Below are 17,584 nucleotides of genomic sequence, written 5' to 3' on the forward strand. Positions count from 1 at the left end.
AGCCCTGGAGCGCCCCTATCTGTTGATGGAGCGTTACTTGGGCCTGTCTCAGCAGTTCCAAAATGAAGTGGCGCGCAACGTCGAGGATTACCTGGCCAGCGGCAATGCCCTGCGCCTGAGCAGCGCCAGTCAGGCCCTCGACACCTTGCAAAAGGAACTCGGTGAGTTGCCACCGGCATTGGCTGACACCTTGCGTCCGAGCCTGTCGAACCTGGCTGAATTCAGCAAAACCGACCTGCTGGCCGCTGGCAAACTCGCGGGCGACCCGCAAGCACTGCTGCTGCAAGCCGAGCGCGAACTCGGTGCCAGCCTCGATCAGCTCAGCCAATACGCCAGCGGCAATGCGACGTATCTGACGCCCTTGCTCGTTGCCTCCCAGCATCTGGGCAAACTGTCACTGGCCCGAGACAAACTGGTCAGCAGTGGTCGTAGCGAGCTGGCCGCCGATGTCGAACGCGAAGTCGCCAACATCCGCACTCAAGCCGAGCAACTGGACGCTTTACCGCTGCTTGGTGTGACTGCCGGCACTGAATCGAACACCGATGATTTCGCCGCGATGATGGGGCTGGAGAACACCGAGAAAACCGTCGCCGAAGATGCCGGCGTCGGCCTCAAGCGTGAACTCAATAGCTTGCTCACCCGCTACCCTTCGGAACTGGCGCGCACTCGCGAACAGATCCAGAAACGCGCCGACCTCAGCACCGCGACGCACTTGAAAATCGCCGCCGTGCAGCAGTCCATCGCCGAGCTGGAGCCGGTGGTGCGTGCCCAGCACGGGCAGATTCAGAGCGAAGTGCGGTTGATGCAAGGGGTGATGATCGGGCTGATTCTGCTGATCGCATTGCTCATCGATACCTTGCAGCGACGCCTGGCCCGAACGCTGACCAACCTCGCCCCGGCGCTGTCGACCTGGGCCGAAGGTGACTTCAGCCGCGACATTCAACTGGGCGCGACCAATCGCGAATTGCATGATATTCAAGCCTCGCTCAATCGCTTGCGCGCCTATCTGGTCGACCTGGTCGGCACCATTCGCCTCAACGCCGAGCAAGTCGCCGGCAGCAGCCGAACCTTGGCCGAATTAAGCAATGACCTGCACAGCGGCGCCGAACATCAGGCCGGCGACACCGCGTTGATCCGCGACTCTCTGGGTGAACTCGAGGCGACGATTCAACAAGTTGCCGGCGACGCCAGCCAGGCTGCCGACGCCAGCCGCCATGCAGGGCTTGCGGTAGAACACGGTCAGAAAGTGATCGGGCTGAGCCTCACCGGTCTGCATGCGTTGGTGGGGGAAGTGCAAGGCAACGCGCAGATGATCGAACATCTGGCCGAGGAGTCGGCGACCATCGGCGGCGTGCTAACGGTGATTCGCTCGATTGCCGACCAGACCAACCTGCTGGCCCTGAACGCCGCCATCGAAGCGGCCCGCGCCGGAGAAATGGGCCGAGGGTTTGCGGTAGTTGCCGAAGAGGTTCGCTCACTGGCGCAACGCACCGCCGGGGCCACGGCCGAGATCCAGACGCTGATCGCCGGCCTGCAAACCGCCGCGCGGCAATCGGTCGAAGGCATGCGCGCTCAGGTCGAACACGCCGAAGCCACGGCCAATCAGGCTCAGGCGGCTGACGGTGCGCTGGATAAAATCGTCGGGGCGATCCAGACCATTTCCGACACCGCCGTGCGCATCGCCGATGTCACTGCCCAGCAGAGCGGCGCTGTCAGCGAGATCCGCGATCACAGTGAACGGATTCACCAATGGGGTGGGGATAACTTGCTGCGCATCGGCGAGGGGCGTGAACAGGGGGAGAATTTGTTGGTGTTGGGCGGGCGGTTGCATACAGCCGTTCAGGCCTTTCGAGTCTAAGGGCTGCGGGCCCGAACGCAACTAACGAGCTGGACTATTGTATGAAACGTCTATTTAGCTATGCGGTGGTTTTTAGTCGTCGTTTTGATGCTAGGGTTTAGCGCTTCAATTAATCGTGCGAGCACAGGAGTGCCCCGTGATAGTTCCACCTTCGCCCCCAAGCGTATCTGTGGAGGAAAACATAGCAGTTGGCCTCCATAAAACCGCATACACAATCGTCACCTCCTGCCTGCTGGCGGTATGCCTGGTTTACATCGGCTGGACATGGCTTATGTCTTCCAGCACCCCGGTGCTGACCGATGTAGTACTCAAACTACCCCTTGGCGAAAATGGCTTCATCTACGGTGTCAAGGATGATCGAGGTGGAGCAACAGTGCCATTCAGCTATCGATACTATGTCTATCGCGAACTGACATCCGACGAACAAATAGCGTCTGAACTCAAGACTGCCGGTCCGTTTCTCGTCACCCGAGATCCAGCCATAAAGGTCAATGTCCAAGGCTCGGTCATCAATGTATCGACCAACCAGGAAGTCTACGAGTATCACAGCAGCACGCTGTTTCGGCATACCAACAGCACCCACTACACCCCTGTAACAATCAATTTGTGCAACCACTCCAGCGATCAATCAACAAAGTAAGCTCGACGCTGCCCACCGGAGCGACCAGAAAAACCGTCAAGATGGCGGTCTATATACAACCGTTCAGGCCTTCCGCGCCTGATAATCCGCCATCGCGGGCAAGCCCGCTCCCACAGGGTATGCGCTGTCCTTGTGGGAGCGGGCTTGCCCGCGATGGCGTCAGAACAACCACCGCAAAATGCCCCGCCCTGCACACCCCGTCACTGTCCGCTATCATGCCCACACTTTCGATATGCGAGATTGTCATGCGCCGTTTGCTCTGCCTGCTGTTTTTAGTGCTCGCCCTGCCGGCCTATGCCGCCGGGTTGCTGGACAGTCGGCCCAGTTCCACCCTGGGTGCGATCAATAACAGCGCAGACTTCCTGCCGGTGCGCGTAGCCTTTAAATTGAGCCTGGTAGAAAGCACGCCGCAATCGATCAAGCTACGCTTCGTCGCCACCGAGGGTTACTACCTCTATCGCCATCGCTTCCAGTTTCGCGCCGAACCGGCCGACATTGGCCTCGGCGCAGCGCAACTGCCCAAGGGCGAACAAAAGCACGATGAGTTCTTCGGCGATGTCGAGGTTTACCACGGCATTCTCGATATAGACCTGCCACGCACTGATTCCCGCGCCTTTACGCTGGTCGTGACCTATCAGGGCTGTGCCGACAAAGGCCTGTGTTACCCGCCCGAGACCGAGCGGCTGAGTATTGATGGCAGTGGCGCCGCGACCACATCCTGGAGCTGGCGCGAACTGGCGCTGTTTTTTCTTGCAGGTGTTGGCCTGACCTTCACCCCCTGCGTGCTGCCGATGCTGCCGATCCTTTCCGGGGTGGTCCTGCGCGGGCAGGTCGGTGGTTTACGCGGTTTCAACTTGTCGCTGGCTTATGTGCTGCCAATGGCCGTCTGTTTCGCCCTGCTCGGTGCATTGATGGGAATGTTCGGCGCACAGCTCAATCTTCAGGCGCGCTTGCAGTCGGCCTGGGTGCTGGTGCCGTTCGCGATGTTTTTCGCAGTGTTTGCCCTGGCCATGTTTGGCGTATTCGAACTGAAACTCCCCCATGCCATCAGCAGCCGCCTGGACCGGATTGCCGGGCGTACCGAGGGTGGTTCGTTGTGGGGCGCGGCGGTGCTGGGCGTGGTGTCGAGCCTGCTGGTTTCGCCTTGTGTATCGGCACCACTGGCCGGCGCGCTGCTGTACATCAGCGCCAGCGGTGATGCTCTGGGCGGCGGATTGAAACTGTTCATGCTCGGCCTGGGCATGGGTGCTCCGCTGTTGTTGGTGGCAACCGGCGGCGCGGCTTGGCTGCCGAAAAGTGGTCCGTGGCTGATCTACGTGAAAAACGCGATTGGAGTGCTGCTGCTGGGGCTGGCGATCGCTTTGCTCAGCCGGGTATTGCCGGGCCAGATCACTTTGCTGTTAATCGGCTTGCTCGCCGGGGGCGTCGGGTTGTTTATGGGCGCACTGGAATTCGTCTATAAACCGCCAAGAAAACGCCTGGGGCAATTGCTCGGGATGTTCCTGCTGTTTTATGCCCTGGCCTGTTGGTATGGCGCCTTCAGCGGCCAGACCGATCCGTTCAACCCCATTGGTCAACCGCGCAATGTCGCCGGCAACGGTCAACCGCAAATCGTCGGCAACTGGCAAACCATTACCACGCCAGCCGAACTGGACCGCGTCCTCGCCGAAGCCAAATCCTCCGGCACGCCGCTGCTGCTCGACTGGTACGCCGACTGGTGCATCAGCTGCAAAGTCATCGAACACGAAGTCCTCAACGATGCCAATGTCGTCGAACGCCTCAAAGGCTATCGATTGATCCGTTTCGACATCACCGCCAGCAACGCCGAACAACGCGCCCTGCTCGACCGCTACGCGCTATTCGGTCCTCCGGCGCTGATGTTTTTTGGCAAAGATGGCGTCGAACGTGCCGATGTGCGGGTGATCGGCGAGATCAGCGCGAAAAACTTCGCCGAACGTGTTGCGAAAGCAAATGACCGGATTTAAATAGCCGGTCACATATTTCGCGTAAACATCGGCCATCGTGCTGGCTATTGCATAGAACTGGACAGTCACAAAGGCTTTGCGGCATAGTCGCCGGGTGCTGACAAATTGCACACAGATGACAAAGGAGCAGCAGATGGCGACCCTATTGGTTTTACACGGCCCCAACCTGAACCTGCTCGGCACCCGGGAACCGGGCGTCTACGGTGCAACGACGCTGGCGCAGATCAATCAGGATCTGGAACAGCGGGCGCGCAATGCCGGCCACCATTTGCTCTACCTGCAAAGCAATGCCGAGTACGAATTGATCGATCGCATCCACGCGGCTCGCGACGAAGGTGTGGACTTCATTCTGATCAATCCAGCAGCTTTTACGCATACAAGTGTCGCATTACGTGACGCGCTGCTGGCAGTGAGCATCCCATTCATCGAAGTGCATTTGTCTAACGTGCACAAACGCGAACCTTTCCGCCATCACTCTTACTTCTCCGACGTTGCGGTGGGAGTGATCTGCGGCCTTGGCGCCAGCGGTTATCGACTGGCCCTGGAGGCCGCCCTAGAGCAGCTTGAAAGACCGGCAACAGCTTGAACAACAAGCGTAACGCCCCTGACCGACCCTTGGGAGTTGATGATTCATGGATATCCGTAAAGTTAAGAAACTGATCGAATTGCTGGAAGAGTCCGGTATCGACGAGCTCGAGATCAAGGAAGGCGAAGAGTCCGTACGCATCAGCCGTCACAGCAAGACGCCGGCTCAGCAGTACTACGCTCCCGCTCCTATGCATGCTCCGGCACCTGCGCCTGTCGCTGCTGCCCCGGTTGCCGCCGCTGCTCCTGCAGCTCCGGCTGCGCCTGTGCTGAACGGCAACGTTGCCCGTTCGCCGATGGTCGGTACTTTCTATCGCAAATCTTCGCCGTCCTCGCCGTCCTTCGTTGAAGTCGGCCAGACCGTGAAGAAAGGCGACACTCTGTGCATCGTCGAAGCCATGAAGATGATGAACCACATCGAAGCTGAAGCCAGCGGTGTGATCGAATCCATCCTCGTCGAAGACGGCCAGCCGGTTGAGTACGACCAACCGCTGTTCACCATCGTTTGAACCGCGGAGAAACTTTGATGACTGCGAAGTTGGAAAAAGTTCTGATCGCCAACCGCGGTGAGATCGCCCTGCGGATTCTGCGTGCCTGTAAAGAGATGGGCATCAAGACTGTCGCCGTTTATTCCAAGGCCGACAAAGAGCTGATGCACCTGGGCCTGGCAGACGAATCCGTCTGCATCGGTCCGGCCTCGGCCGCGCACTCTTACCTGCACATTCCGGCCATCATCGCCGCTGCTGAAGTGACTGGCGCCACCGCCATCCACCCGGGCTACGGCTTCCTTGCGGAAAACGCCGACTTTGCCGAACAGGTCGAGAACTCCGGCTTCGCGTTCATTGGCCCGAAAGCCGACACCATTCGCCTGATGGGCGACAAGGTATCGGCCAAGCACGCCATGATCGCTGCTGGCGTTCCAACCGTTCCGGGTTCCGACGGCCCACTGCCTGAAGACGAAGAAACCGCTCTGCGCATCGGTCGCGAAGTCGGTTACCCGGTGATCATCAAAGCCGCTGGCGGCGGCGGTGGTCGTGGCATGCGCGTGGTGCACAAAGAAGAAGACCTGATCTCTTCGGCGAAACTGACCCGCTCCGAAGCGGGCGCAGCGTTCGGCAACCCGATGGTCTATCTGGAAAAATTCCTGACCAACCCACGTCACGTGGAAGTTCAGGTACTTTCCGACGGTCAGGGCCACGCCATCCATCTGGGCGACCGCGATTGCTCGCTGCAACGTCGTCACCAGAAGGTTCTCGAAGAAGCGCCGGCACCGGGCATCGACGAGAACGCGCGCGAGGAAGTTCTCGCACGCTGCGTCCGGGCTTGCATCGACATTGGCTACCGTGGCGCTGGCACCTTCGAGTTCCTGTACGAAAACGGCCACTTCTACTTCATCGAGATGAACACTCGTGTCCAGGTAGAACACCCGGTATCGGAAATGGTCACCGGCATCGACATCGTCAAGGAGATGCTCAGCATCGCCGCTGGCAATAAGTTGTCGTACACCCAGGATGACGTCGTTATCCGCGGTCACGCGCTGGAATGCCGGATCAACGCCGAAGACCCGAAAACCTTCATGCCTAGCCCTGGCACGGTCAAGCATTTCCATGCTCCAGGCGGCAACGGCGTTCGCGTCGATTCGCACCTGTACAGTGGTTATGCCGTTCCGCCGAACTACGATTCGTTGATCGGCAAGCTGATCACCTACGGCGCAACCCGTGACGAAGCCATGGCGCGCATGCGCAATGCGCTGGACGAAATCGTTGTCGACGGGATCAAGACCAACATCCCGCTGCACCGCGATCTGGTCCGTGATGCTGGCTTCTGCGAAGGCGGAGTCAACATCCACTACCTGGAACACAAGCTGGCTGGCGAAAAGCATTAAGCTGTGATCCATACCAACAAAGCCGCTTTCGAGCGGCTTTGTTGTTTCTGGCGGAAAAGAAAGATCAAAAGATCGCAGCCTGCGGCAGCTCCTACATTTTGAACGCATTCCCCTGTAGGAGCTGCCGCAGGCTGCGATCCTTTGCTTTTCAACCATGGTCGTCTTCTGCCTCGCGCTCGCGTAAACTTGCGCGCTTCTCGCAGCCCGCTAGGCTGCAATCTATATTTTTCAAAGGTGCCCGCCATGCCTTGGCTGCAAGTCCGTCTCGCCATCAGCCCAGAACAAGCCGAAACCTACGAAGACGCGTTCCTTGAAGTGGGCGCCGTGTCGGTGACCTTCATGGACGCCGAAGATCAGCCGATTTTCGAGCCGGAACTCAATACCACCCCACTGTGGTCGCACACGCACCTGCTGGCGCTGTTCGAAGGTGGCACCGAAGCCGCCAGCGTACTGGCCCACCTAGAACTGCTGACCGGCAGCCCGTTGCCCGAGCATCACAGCGAAGTGATCGAAGACCAGGATTGGGAACGCAGCTGGATGGACGGTTTCCAGCCGATGCGCTTCGGTCAGCGCCTGTGGATCGTCCCGAGCTGGCATGCCGCGCCCGAGCCTGACGCGGTGAACCTGCTGCTGGACCCAGGCTTGGCGTTCGGCACCGGTACTCACCCGACCACCGCGCTATGCCTGGAATGGCTCGACGGTCAGGACCTGAAAGATTACAACGTGCTCGACTTCGGTTGCGGCTCGGGGATTCTGGCGATTGCCGCCCTGCTACTGGGCGCCAAGCAAGCCGTCGGTACCGACATCGACGTGCAGGCACTGGAAGCCTCCCGCGACAATGCCGGTCGCAACAACATTGCCGACGAACTCTTCCCGCTGTATCTGCCGCAAGACCTGCCACAGGTTCAGGCCGACGTTCTGGTCGCCAACATTCTTGCCGGCCCGCTGGTTTCGCTGGCGCCGCAACTGTCCAGCCTGGTCAAGCCGGGCGGTCGTTTGGCGCTGTCGGGCATCCTCGCCGAACAAGGTGAAGAAGTCGCCGCCGCCTACGCTCAGGACTTCGATCTGGACCCGATCGCCAATCGCGACGGCTGGGTACGCATTACTGGCCGTCGGCGCTAGAATGAACGCCTGCATAAACCGGATTGCCGCATGACCGACAGCTTCGTCACCCAGTGCCCGCATTGCCAAACCAGCTTCCGCGTCAGCCATGCTCAGTTGAGCGTGGCCCGTGGAGTGGTTCGTTGCGGCTCGTGCTTGCAGGTGTTCAACGCCGCCAAGCAGTTACTCGAGCAGCGGGCCGGCAAGGAGACGGTCAAACCGGTTGCACCGGCGCCCGTCGAACCGACCGTGCAGCGAGCCATCAGCCAAAAGCAATGGACCGCTGCCGAAATGGATCTGGACAGCCTGGATCTGGACGAAGAGCTCGCCCGGCTCGAACAGCGGGAAATCCAGCCAACAACGGAATTCACTCGGCCCCGCGAAGACAGCCTCAGCGCTCGCCGAGATATCACCGAGCACGACCAGGAGCCCTGGTCCGACAGTCTCTTCAGTGAATCGGCCGCCGATCGCGCACAAACCCTCGACGCGCCCACACCAGAACCGACGATCGAGCCGAGCAAACACTCGCGCACCGAGCCTTCGCTGTCGCTGGAGCCCGTGGAACTGGGCGACGAGCCCGAAATACAACAGCTGCGCCTGCACGACCCGCTCGACGCCCCGATCCCCTTTGGGGGCCTGTCGGCGACCACCGAGGAGATCGACGACGATCTGCCCTCGGTCGAGCCCCTGCGCAAGCGACGCGAACGCAGCGCACCGACCCTGCGCGCGGAAGAGCTGGAGGACCTGACCGACGATCCGTTGCAACTGGACTGGCAAAAACGTCGTTCACCCTGGGGTCGGCGCTTTTTCTGGCTGCTGCTGATCCTGCTCGGCGCCGCCGGCCTCGCCGGCCAATACGTCGCCTACCACTTCGACGAACTGGCACGCCAGGACCAATACCGTCCATGGTTCCAGCAACTGTGTCCGCAGATCGGCTGCACCGTGCCATCCAAAGTCGACATCGCGAAAGTCAAAAGCAGCAATCTGGTAGTCCGCAGCCACCCGGACTTCAACGGCGCCCTGGTGGTCGATGCCATCATCTACAACCGTGCGCCCTTCTCCCAGCCCTTCCCGCTGCTGGAGCTGCGCTTTGCCGACCTCAACGGCCACCTGATCGCCAGCCGTCGCTTCAAGCCCGGCGAGTACCTCAGCGGCGATCTCGAGGGGCTGGCGGAAATGCCGCCGCAAACGCCGATCCATATCGCGCTGGACATTCTCGATCCAGGCTCCAAGGCGGTGAACTACAGCCTGAGCTTCCACTCGCCCGAGTGAAACGGTTCACCGTTACAGGCTTGACGGCAGATTTCTGACTGTGCCCGTTCAAACCAAACCGCTGGCGATAACAGAATAACTGTTCAGATTTTGTTCAATTCAGCCTTTATCCAGTCATCGAGAGCGGGTATCATGCCAACCCTTTTTCGAACTCTCATGATCCGGCCCCACAACAGGGAAGTCCTATGTCGGCGGTACGCATCGGTCCATATACATTGCACAACGGCTTGATCCTCGCCCCCATGGCGGGTGTCACCGACCAGCCCTTTCGTCAGCTGTGCAAACGACTGGGCGCGGGCCTTGTAGTCTCGGAAATGGTCACCAGCGACATGAGCTTGTGGAACACCCGCAAATCGCGGATGCGCATGATCCACGAAGGCGATCCCGAGCCCCGCTCGGTACAGATCGCTGGCGGAGATGCGCAGATGCTGGCGGATGCGGCCCGGGCCAACGTTGAACTGGGCGCACAGATTATTGACATCAACATGGGCTGTCCGGCCAAGAAGGTCTGCAACAAGGCCGCCGGCTCCGCCCTGTTGAAAGATGAAGCATTGGTGACCGAGATCCTGCAGGCCGTGGTGGCCGCAGTCGATGTGCCGGTCACCCTGAAGATCCGCACCGGCTGGGACCGGGCGAACAAGAACGGCCTGACCGTGGCGAAGATCGCCGAACAGGCAGGCATTACGGCGCTGGCGGTGCATGGCCGCACCCGTGCAGATCTGTACACCGGTGAAGCCGAGTACGACACCATTGCCGCGATCAAGCAGGCGGTGTCGATTCCGGTCTTTGCCAATGGCGATATCGATTCGCCCGAGAAAGCCCGGTACGTGCTCGACGCGACCGGTGCCGATGGCCTGTTGGTGGGTCGGGCTGCCCAGGGGCAGCCATGGATTTTTCGTGAAATCGACCATTATCTGCGTACCGGCGAAAAACTCCCGGCACCGGAACTGATCGAGGTGGAACGTATTCTGCTTGAGCATCTGGCTGCGCTGCATGCCTTCTATGGCGACGTCATGGGCGTGCGCATAGCTCGCAAGCATGTGGGCTGGTATCTCGCAACCTTGCCGGGCGCCAGGGAGTTCCGCGCCCACTTCAATCGTTTGGAAGATACGGAAGCACAATGCGCCTACGTTCGGGCCTTCTTCGCCGAACGCTACAAGAGCCTGACAGGGGACGGAGAAGGGGTGGCTGCATGACGATGATGACCGAGACTTTAGTGAGTGGAACAACACCCGTGAGCGACAACGTGAATTTGAAACAGCACCTCAATACGCCGAGCGAAGAAGGTCAGACCCTTCGCGGGAGTGTCGAGAAGGCGCTGCACAATTATTTCGCCCACCTTGAGGGCGCTGCCGTCACGGATGTGTACAACCTGGTGCTCTCCGAAGTCGAGGCTCCCCTGCTCGAATGCGTGATGAACTACGTCAAGGGCAACCAGACCAAGGCCAGTGAGCTGCTCGGGCTGAACCGGGGCACCCTGCGCAAGAAACTCAAGCAGTACGATTTGCTGTAAGCATTCAATCAAACCAGAAAGGCGCCCGCTTAAAACCGGTCGCCTTTTTTGCTGACTCCTTTGCTTTTGATGGAAATTGAAATGACCGACCAGACTACCCGCCTGCCGATCCGCCGCGCCTTGATCAGCGTTTCCGACAAGACCGGGATCCTCGAATTCGCTAAGGAGCTCGAAGCCCTGGGCGTCGAGATCCTCTCCACCGGCGGGACGTTCAAGCTGCTGCGTGACAACGGCGTTGCCGCAGTGGAAGTCGCGGATTACACCGGTTTCGCAGAAATGATGGACGGTCGGGTGAAAACCCTGCACCCGAAAATCCACGGCGGGATCCTCGGTCGTCGCGGTATCGACGACGCCATCATGAACGAGCACGGCATCAAGCCGATCGATCTGGTTGCGGTCAACCTGTACCCGTTCGAAGCCACCATCAACAAGCCAGGCTGCGACCTGCCGACCGCTATCGAAAACATCGACATCGGCGGCCCGACCATGGTCCGTTCGGCAGCCAAGAACCACAAAGACGTGGCTATCGTGGTGAATGCCAGCGATTACGCCAACGTCCTGGAAAGCCTCAAGGCCGGCGGCCTGACCTACGCTCAGCGTTTCGACCTGATGCTCAAGGCCTTCGAACACACCGCCGCCTATGACGGCATGATCGCCAATTACATGGGCACCGTGAATCAGGCGGCTGAAACCCTCAGCACCGAAGGTCGCAGCGAATTCCCGCGCACCTTCAACAGCCAGTTCATCAAGGCGCAGGAAATGCGCTACGGCGAGAACCCGCACCAGAGTGCGGCGTTCTACGTTGAAGCCAAGCCTGCCGAAGTCGGCATCGCCACCGCGACCCAACTGCAAGGCAAAGAGCTGTCGTTCAACAACGTGGCCGACACCGACGCCGCGCTGGAATGTGTGAAGAGCTTCGTCAAGCCGGCCTGCGTGATCGTCAAGCACGCCAACCCGTGCGGCGTGGCCGTTAGCCCGGACGCTGAAGGCGGCATCCGTCAGGCCTACGAACTGGCCTACGCCACCGACACCGAGTCGGCGTTCGGCGGCATCATCGCGTTCAACCGTGAGCTGGATGCTGAAACTGCAAAGGCCATCGTCGAGCGTCAGTTCGTCGAAGTGATCATCGCCCCTAGCGTCAGCGAAGAAGCTCGCGCCATCGTTGCGGCCAAAGCCAACGTACGCCTGCTGGCCTGCGGCGAGTGGTCGGCTGATCGCGCTCCGGCCTGGGACTACAAACGTGTCAATGGCGGTTTGTTGGTACAGAGCCGCGACATCGGCATGATTGGCAGCGAAGACCTGAAAGTCGTGACCAAGCGCGCCCCGACCGAACAGGAAATCAACGACCTGATCTTTGCCTGGAAAGTCGCCAAGTACGTTAAATCCAACGCCATCGTCTACGCCAAGAACCGTCAGACCATCGGTGTTGGCGCCGGCCAGATGAGCCGCGTGAACTCCGCGCGTATTGCGGCGATCAAGGCTGAGCACGCCGGGTTGCAGGTAGCAGGCTCGGTGATGGCCTCCGACGCCTTTTTCCCGTTCCGCGATGGTCTGGACAATGCGGCCAAGGTCGGCATCACTGCGGTGATCCAGCCGGGCGGCTCGATGCGTGATAACGAAGTGATTGCTGCAGCTGATGAAGCCGGCATCGCCATGGTCTTTACGGGCATGCGCCACTTCCGTCACTGATAAGACGATCGAATGTGGGAGCGGGCTTGCTCGCGAAGACGGTGGCACATCCAGCATCGATGTGACTGACAAACCGCTTTCGCGAGCAAGCCCGCTCCCACACAAAGCACCAGCGGTGCTATCCAGAATTAGCGTCATCCGAGGTTTTTGAAATGAATGTTTTGATCATTGGCAGCGGTGGCCGTGAACACGCCCTGGCCTGGAAAGTGGCTCAGGATCCGCGCGTGCAGAAAGTTTTCGTTGCCCCGGGCAACGCCGGCACCGCCATTGAAGCCAAGTGCGAGAACGTCGCTATCGACGTGCTCGCCCTCGAGCAGCTTGCAGATTTCGCGGAGAAAAACGTTTCCCTGACCATCGTCGGCCCGGAAGTACCGCTGGTCGCCGGTGTCGTCGATCTGTTCCGCTCCCGTGGCCTGGATTGCTTCGGCCCGACCGCTGGCGCTGCTCAGCTGGAAGGTTCGAAAGCCTTCACCAAGGACTTCCTGGCTCGCCACAAGATCCCGACCGCCGACTACCAGAACTTCACCGAGATCGAGCCGGCCCTGGCTTATCTGCGTGAAAAAGGCGCACCGATCGTGATCAAGGCCGATGGCCTGGCCGCCGGTAAGGGCGTGATCGTCGCCATGACCCTGGGCGAAGCCGAAGACGCCGTACGCGACATGCTCGCAGGCAACGCGTTTGGCGATGCCGGCTCCCGCGTGGTGATCGAAGAGTTCCTGGACGGCGAAGAAGCCAGCTTCATTGTCATGGTCGACGGCAAGAACGTATTGCCGATGGCCACCAGCCAGGACCACAAACGCGTCGGCGACGGCGACACCGGCCCGAACACCGGTGGCATGGGCGCTTACTCCCCGGCCCCGGTCGTCACGGCCGAAGTCCACCAGCGGGTCATGGACCTGGTGATCTGGCCGACCGTGCGTGGCATGGCCGAGGAAGGTAACGTCTACACCGGCTTCCTCTATGCCGGCCTGATGATCGACAAGGCGGGCAACCCAAAAGTTATCGAGTTCAACTGCCGTTTCGGCGATCCTGAGACCCAACCGGTGATGCTGCGTTTGCAGTCGAGCCTGGTGTTGCTGGTCGAGGCCGCCCTGGCGCAAGCGCTGGACAAGGTCGAAGCGCAATGGGATCCACGTCCGAGCGTCGGCATCGTATTGGCCGCCGGCGGATACCCGGGTGACTACGCCAAAGGCGTTGCCATCAACGGCCTGGATGCAGCCGCGGCACTGGAAGGCAAAGTCTTCCATGCTGGTACTGCGCTCAAGGACGGTCAGGTGGTGACCGCCGGTGGTCGGGTGCTGTGCGCAACCGCCATGGGCACCAGCGTCGACGCAGCCCAGCAGCAAGCTTACAAACTGGCAGCTAAAATCGACTGGGAAGGCTGCTTCTACCGCAAGGACATTGGCTACCGCGCCATTGCCCGCGAGCGTGGCGAAAATCAGGAATAAGCCATCCATTCGGCCAGGCAAGGGCTTGCGGCCCTTGCCTGACTATTCCGGCGCCGCGCATAGTTATACTCTGGCATTAACCTACGAAGGGATTTCGCCGTGCGCTGGCTCAGGATTGCCATAGGCTTCACCGTCACTCTGCTGACCTTGCTCTGCATGCTCCCGGCCCAAGCCGCGCAAGGCAGTGGCTGGGCGGTATTGCTCGACGAACAGGGCGACCTGCAGCTGAGCGACATCCGTTCCAGCCGCTACACCAATCAATTCAGCCCCATCGAACTCGAGCGCCTCACCGCGGCCGCGCCCGAGGGTGCGCTATGGCTGCGTTTCAGGCTCGCGCCCGGCAAGCATGAACAGTTGCTGCGAGTGTTCGCACCGGACCTGTCGCACCTCAATCTGTATGTGCTCGACGGCGACCAGTTGATCGATCAATTGAATACCGGTGGCGGGCAGCTCCAGGCTACGCGCCCCCTCCCCAGCAGCGACTTCATGTTGCCGCTGCCACAAAGCGACAAAACCCTCGACGTTTACTTACGGCTGGTCTCCGAACACCAGTTGCGGCCTTACATCACCCTGCAATCGGCGGTCATGACCGCGGCCACTCAGAACCTGACGCTGATCTACGGGCTGCTCTTTGGCTGCATCGCAATGCTGATCCTGCATAACCTGACCCGTTATGCCTATACACGCTCACGCAGTAGCCTCTGGCTGGCGGCGTGCGAAGTATTGTTGCTGCTCAGTCTGGTGTTGCTGCTGAATCTGGCCGGCCCATGGTTACCGAACTGGCCCTCCTTGCAGACACCTGGTGCCTACCTCGCCTTGTTGCTGACCGCACCTTGCGGCCTGATGTTCGCCTACCGTTTCTTCGCCCCTCTCGGCCCACACCCACTGAACAAGCTGCTGCTGGGCGACATCCTGCTCATCGTGGTCTGCGGTCTGCTGTTGCTGTTCGTCAACACACTGCCGCTGAACCTCATCACCTATGGGCTGGTTGCCCTGGCCGGCCTGAGCATGTTGTTCGTCAGCGCCCATCACTGGCAAAAAGGTTATCGCCCGGCGCGCCTGTTCGTGGCGGCCATGGTGGTATTCAACCTCGGCACATTGATTATTCTGCCCGCGCTGCAGGGGCTGACCCTTGTCGCGCCGCAAGGGCTGATCATTATTCTGCTGGTGTTTATCTGTATCAGTGGCCTGTTGATGAGTATTGCCTTGGGCGAGCGACAGCGCAGCATCACCGAAGACCGTTTCAGCGTCAGTCGCGATCTGGCCGCCAGCAATGCAGAGATCAACGCCAAAGCCGAATTCCTGGCGAAGATCAGCCACGAAATCCGCACCCCGATGAATGGCGTGCTGGGCATGACCGAACTACTTCTGGGCACACCGCTGTCGGTCAAGCAACGTGACTATGTGCAGACCATCCATAGCGCTGGCAACGAGCTGCTGACACTGATCAACGAAATTCTCGACATCTCCAAACTCGAGTCCGGGCAGATCGAACTGGACGACGTGCAGTTCGACCTCAACGCCCTGATCGAAGACTGCCTGAGCATCTTCCGCGCCAAGGCTGAACAGCAGAACGTCGAGCTGATCAGCTTTATCCAGCCGCAAGTACCACGCGTCATCAGCGGAGATCCGACGCGTCTGCGCCAGACCTTGCTGAGCCTGCTGGAAAACGCCCTGAAGAAAACCGACGAAGGCGAGATCCTGATCGTCGTCGCCCTCGACGAACGTAGCACCAAACCGCGACTGCGCATCGCCGTGCAGGACAGCGGCCAGCCCATGGAGGCGGAAGAACGCGACGCGCTGATGCATGCCGAACTGCACAGCAAGCACTTCCTCTCGGCCACCAGTCTGGGGGGCAATCTTGGGCTGGTCATCGCCCGTCAACTGATCCGTTTGATGCAAGGCGAGTTCGGCATCAAGAGCGGCGCCAACCAGGGCAGCACTTTGTGGCTGACCCTGCCGCTGGACCCGGACCGTCTCGAACATCCGACGTCGGACCTGGACAGCCCGTTGCAAGGCGCACGCGTACTGGTCGTGGACGACAACGACACCTGCCGCAAGGTGCTGGTGCAGCAGTGCAGCGCCTGGGGCTTGAATGTCAGCGCCGTGCCATCCGGCAAGGAGGCCCTGGCGCTGCTGCGCACCAAGGCCCATCTGCGCGATTACTTCGACGTGGTCCTGCTGGACCAGAACATGCCCGGCATGACCGGCATGCAACTGGCCGCCAAGATCAAGGAAGACCCGAGCCTGAACCATGACATTCTGCTGATCATGCTCACCGGCATCAGCAACGCCCCGAGCAAGATCATCGCGCGCAACTCCGGGATCAAGCGCATTCTCGCCAAACCGGTGGCCGGCTATACACTCAAGACCACTCTGGCGGACGAGCTGAACCAGCGCAACAAAGGCCTGTCCGTCTCCCAGCAGCTGCCCACCGGCCCAACCCTTCCGGTCAAGGTGCCCAGCGATTTCCGCATTCTGGTGGCCGAAGACAACAGCATTTCGACCAAGGTCATACGCGGCATGCTGGGCAAGCTCAACCTGCAACCGGACACCGCCAGCAATGGCGAAGAAGCCCTGATGGCGATGAAGGCCCAGCGCTACGACCTGGTGCTGATGGACTGCGAAATGCCGATCCTCGACGGCTTCTCCGCCACCCAGCAGCTGCGTGCCTGGGAAGTCGGCAATCAGCGGATACGCACCCCCGTGGTAGCGCTGACCGCACACATCCTCGCCGAGCACAAAGAGCGCGCGCGCCAGGCCGGCATGGACGGGCACATGGCCAAACCGGTCGAGCTGTCGCAGTTGCGCGACCTGATCGAACACTGGGTTGCCCAGCGTGATCAGCAGAACCGTGCAGCGGTTCAGACCTCCTGAGCCGACAGACCCCGCAGCGCCTGATAGACTCCCCACGACGTCCCTCGCCAGTGAGCTTGCCATGCTCCATGTGTTGTTCAGCGTTTACCTGAAGATGCTGGTGCTCTACAGCCCGTTCTTCGTGTTGTCTTGCTTCATCAGCCTGACCCGCGGCTATTCGCGCAAGGAGCAACGACGCCTGGCCTGGAAAGTGGCGACCGCCACGCTGGTTTCCAGCGTCTTGCTGTACCTGTTCGGGCGGGTGATTTTCAATGTCTTCGGCATCACCGTGGACGCCTTCCGCATCGGCGCTGGCAGTGTGCTGTTCATCTCGGCGCTGGGCATGGCCCAAGGCAAGTCGGCAGTGCAGACCGATAACGTGCAGCAGGATGTGACCATCGTTCCGCTGACCATTCCGCTGACCGTCGGCCCCGGCACCATCGGTGCGCTGTTGGTGATGGGCGTGAGCCAGCCGCACTGGGACGACAAACTCACCGCGATCCTCAGTATTGCCCTGGCCAGTTTCACGGTCGGCGTGGTGCTTTATTTGTCCAACCGGATAGAACGGATTCTCGGCGATCAGGGCTTGCAGATTGTCAGCCGACTGATGGGGTTGTTTGTCTGCGCGCTGGCGGCGCAGATTATTTTTACCGGGGTGAAGGGCTATCTCGTGCCTGGCGCCGGTGCCTCATGAAAAAGGCTGCGTGGAGTCAACCCCGCAGCCTCGCGTAACCCCCAGAGACAGATTGCCC

General features: G+C 60.3%; 14 protein-coding genes. All 14 read left to right on the plus strand.

What is annotated here, in order from left to right; all coding sequences use genetic code 11:
• The first annotated feature begins 814 nt into the window (after window positions 1–814).
• The 14 genes from F6R97_RS29590 to F6R97_RS11380 all read left to right on the plus strand — a co-directional run bounded on the left by F6R97_RS29590 (window position 815) and on the right by F6R97_RS11380 (window position 17,526).
• Window positions 815–1,858 (plus strand): methyl-accepting chemotaxis protein, encoded by a 1,044-nt coding sequence (locus tag F6R97_RS29590; protein ID WP_409999797.1) that lies wholly within the window; start codon window positions 815–817, stop codon window positions 1,856–1,858.
• Between the two features lie 136 nt (window positions 1,859–1,994).
• On the plus strand, window positions 1,995–2,498 hold the full coding sequence (locus F6R97_RS11320) for a hypothetical protein (protein ID WP_231669702.1): 504 nt from the start codon (window positions 1,995–1,997) through the stop codon (window positions 2,496–2,498).
• 245 nt (window positions 2,499–2,743) lie between these two features.
• Window positions 2,744–4,483, plus strand: coding sequence for a protein-disulfide reductase DsbD (locus F6R97_RS11325; RefSeq protein ID WP_315866547.1), 1,740 nt, complete (start codon window positions 2,744–2,746; stop codon window positions 4,481–4,483).
• A 133-nt stretch (window positions 4,484–4,616) separates the two neighbouring features.
• On the plus strand, window positions 4,617–5,069 hold the full coding sequence (aroQ, locus tag F6R97_RS11330; protein ID WP_038978782.1) for a type II 3-dehydroquinate dehydratase: 453 nt from the start codon (window positions 4,617–4,619) through the stop codon (window positions 5,067–5,069).
• A gap of 46 nt (window positions 5,070–5,115) precedes the next feature.
• Entirely contained in the window at window positions 5,116–5,577 is a 462-nt protein-coding gene (gene accB / locus F6R97_RS11335; protein WP_038978781.1) for an acetyl-CoA carboxylase biotin carboxyl carrier protein, read from the plus strand.
• 17 nt (window positions 5,578–5,594) lie between these two features.
• A complete protein-coding gene (accC, locus tag F6R97_RS11340; RefSeq protein ID WP_038978780.1) occupies window positions 5,595–6,953 on the plus strand; it encodes an acetyl-CoA carboxylase biotin carboxylase subunit in 1,359 nt (452 codons plus the stop codon).
• A 243-nt stretch (window positions 6,954–7,196) separates the two neighbouring features.
• Window positions 7,197–8,075: a 50S ribosomal protein L11 methyltransferase gene (gene prmA, locus F6R97_RS11345; protein WP_315866548.1), complete on the plus strand. Its 879-nt coding sequence runs from the start codon at window positions 7,197–7,199 to the stop codon at window positions 8,073–8,075.
• A 30-nt stretch (window positions 8,076–8,105) separates the two neighbouring features.
• Complete coding sequence (locus F6R97_RS11350; RefSeq protein ID WP_050681969.1) at window positions 8,106–9,326, plus strand: DUF3426 domain-containing protein; 1,221 nt, start codon at window positions 8,106–8,108, stop codon at window positions 9,324–9,326.
• 185 nt (window positions 9,327–9,511) lie between these two features.
• A complete protein-coding gene (gene dusB / locus F6R97_RS11355; RefSeq protein WP_007907421.1) occupies window positions 9,512–10,522 on the plus strand; it encodes a tRNA dihydrouridine synthase DusB in 1,011 nt (336 codons plus the stop codon).
• Complete coding sequence (gene fis, locus F6R97_RS11360) at window positions 10,519–10,839, plus strand: DNA-binding transcriptional regulator Fis (RefSeq protein WP_007907419.1); 321 nt, start codon at window positions 10,519–10,521, stop codon at window positions 10,837–10,839. Before dusB ends, fis begins: the two co-directional genes overlap by 4 nt.
• 81 nt (window positions 10,840–10,920) lie before the next feature.
• Window positions 10,921–12,528, plus strand: coding sequence for a bifunctional phosphoribosylaminoimidazolecarboxamide formyltransferase/IMP cyclohydrolase (purH, locus tag F6R97_RS11365; RefSeq protein WP_315866549.1), 1,608 nt, complete (start codon window positions 10,921–10,923; stop codon window positions 12,526–12,528).
• A 152-nt stretch (window positions 12,529–12,680) separates the two neighbouring features.
• Entirely contained in the window at window positions 12,681–13,976 is a 1,296-nt protein-coding gene (purD, locus tag F6R97_RS11370; RefSeq protein ID WP_123358617.1) for a phosphoribosylamine--glycine ligase, read from the plus strand.
• A gap of 99 nt (window positions 13,977–14,075) precedes the next feature.
• A complete protein-coding gene (locus tag F6R97_RS11375; RefSeq protein WP_038978775.1) occupies window positions 14,076–16,853 on the plus strand; it encodes a hybrid sensor histidine kinase/response regulator in 2,778 nt (925 codons plus the stop codon).
• A 61-nt stretch (window positions 16,854–16,914) separates the two neighbouring features.
• Window positions 16,915–17,526 carry a MarC family protein gene (locus F6R97_RS11380; protein ID WP_038978774.1) on the plus strand — a complete coding sequence of 204 codons (612 nt, stop codon included), beginning with the start codon at window positions 16,915–16,917 and terminating at the stop codon, window positions 17,524–17,526.
• Window positions 17,527–17,584 lie beyond the last annotated feature (58 nt).

The sequence above is a fragment of the Pseudomonas sp. JV414 genome (assembly GCF_032424305.1).
GTDB classification, from domain to species: Bacteria; Pseudomonadota; Gammaproteobacteria; order Pseudomonadales; family Pseudomonadaceae; genus Aquipseudomonas; species Aquipseudomonas lini.

Coding starts and splice junctions, on each gene's coding strand:
- fis (WP_007907419.1), top strand. CDS start 10,519: ATGACGATGATGACCGAGACTTTAGTGAGTGGAACAACACCCGTGAGC.
- accB (WP_038978781.1), top strand. CDS start 5,116: ATGGATATCCGTAAAGTTAAGAAACTGATCGAATTGCTGGAAGAGTCC.
- accC (WP_038978780.1), top strand. CDS start 5,595: ATGACTGCGAAGTTGGAAAAAGTTCTGATCGCCAACCGCGGTGAGATC.
- aroQ (WP_038978782.1), top strand. CDS start 4,617: ATGGCGACCCTATTGGTTTTACACGGCCCCAACCTGAACCTGCTCGGC.
- F6R97_RS11350 (WP_050681969.1), top strand. CDS start 8,106: ATGACCGACAGCTTCGTCACCCAGTGCCCGCATTGCCAAACCAGCTTC.
- prmA (WP_315866548.1), top strand. CDS start 7,197: ATGCCTTGGCTGCAAGTCCGTCTCGCCATCAGCCCAGAACAAGCCGAA.
- F6R97_RS29590 (WP_409999797.1), top strand. CDS start 815: ATGATCGGGCTGATTCTGCTGATCGCATTGCTCATCGATACCTTGCAG.
- F6R97_RS11325 (WP_315866547.1), top strand. CDS start 2,744: ATGCGCCGTTTGCTCTGCCTGCTGTTTTTAGTGCTCGCCCTGCCGGCC.
- purH (WP_315866549.1), top strand. CDS start 10,921: ATGACCGACCAGACTACCCGCCTGCCGATCCGCCGCGCCTTGATCAGC.
- F6R97_RS11380 (WP_038978774.1), top strand. CDS start 16,915: ATGCTCCATGTGTTGTTCAGCGTTTACCTGAAGATGCTGGTGCTCTAC.
- purD (WP_123358617.1), top strand. CDS start 12,681: ATGAATGTTTTGATCATTGGCAGCGGTGGCCGTGAACACGCCCTGGCC.
- dusB (WP_007907421.1), top strand. CDS start 9,512: ATGTCGGCGGTACGCATCGGTCCATATACATTGCACAACGGCTTGATC.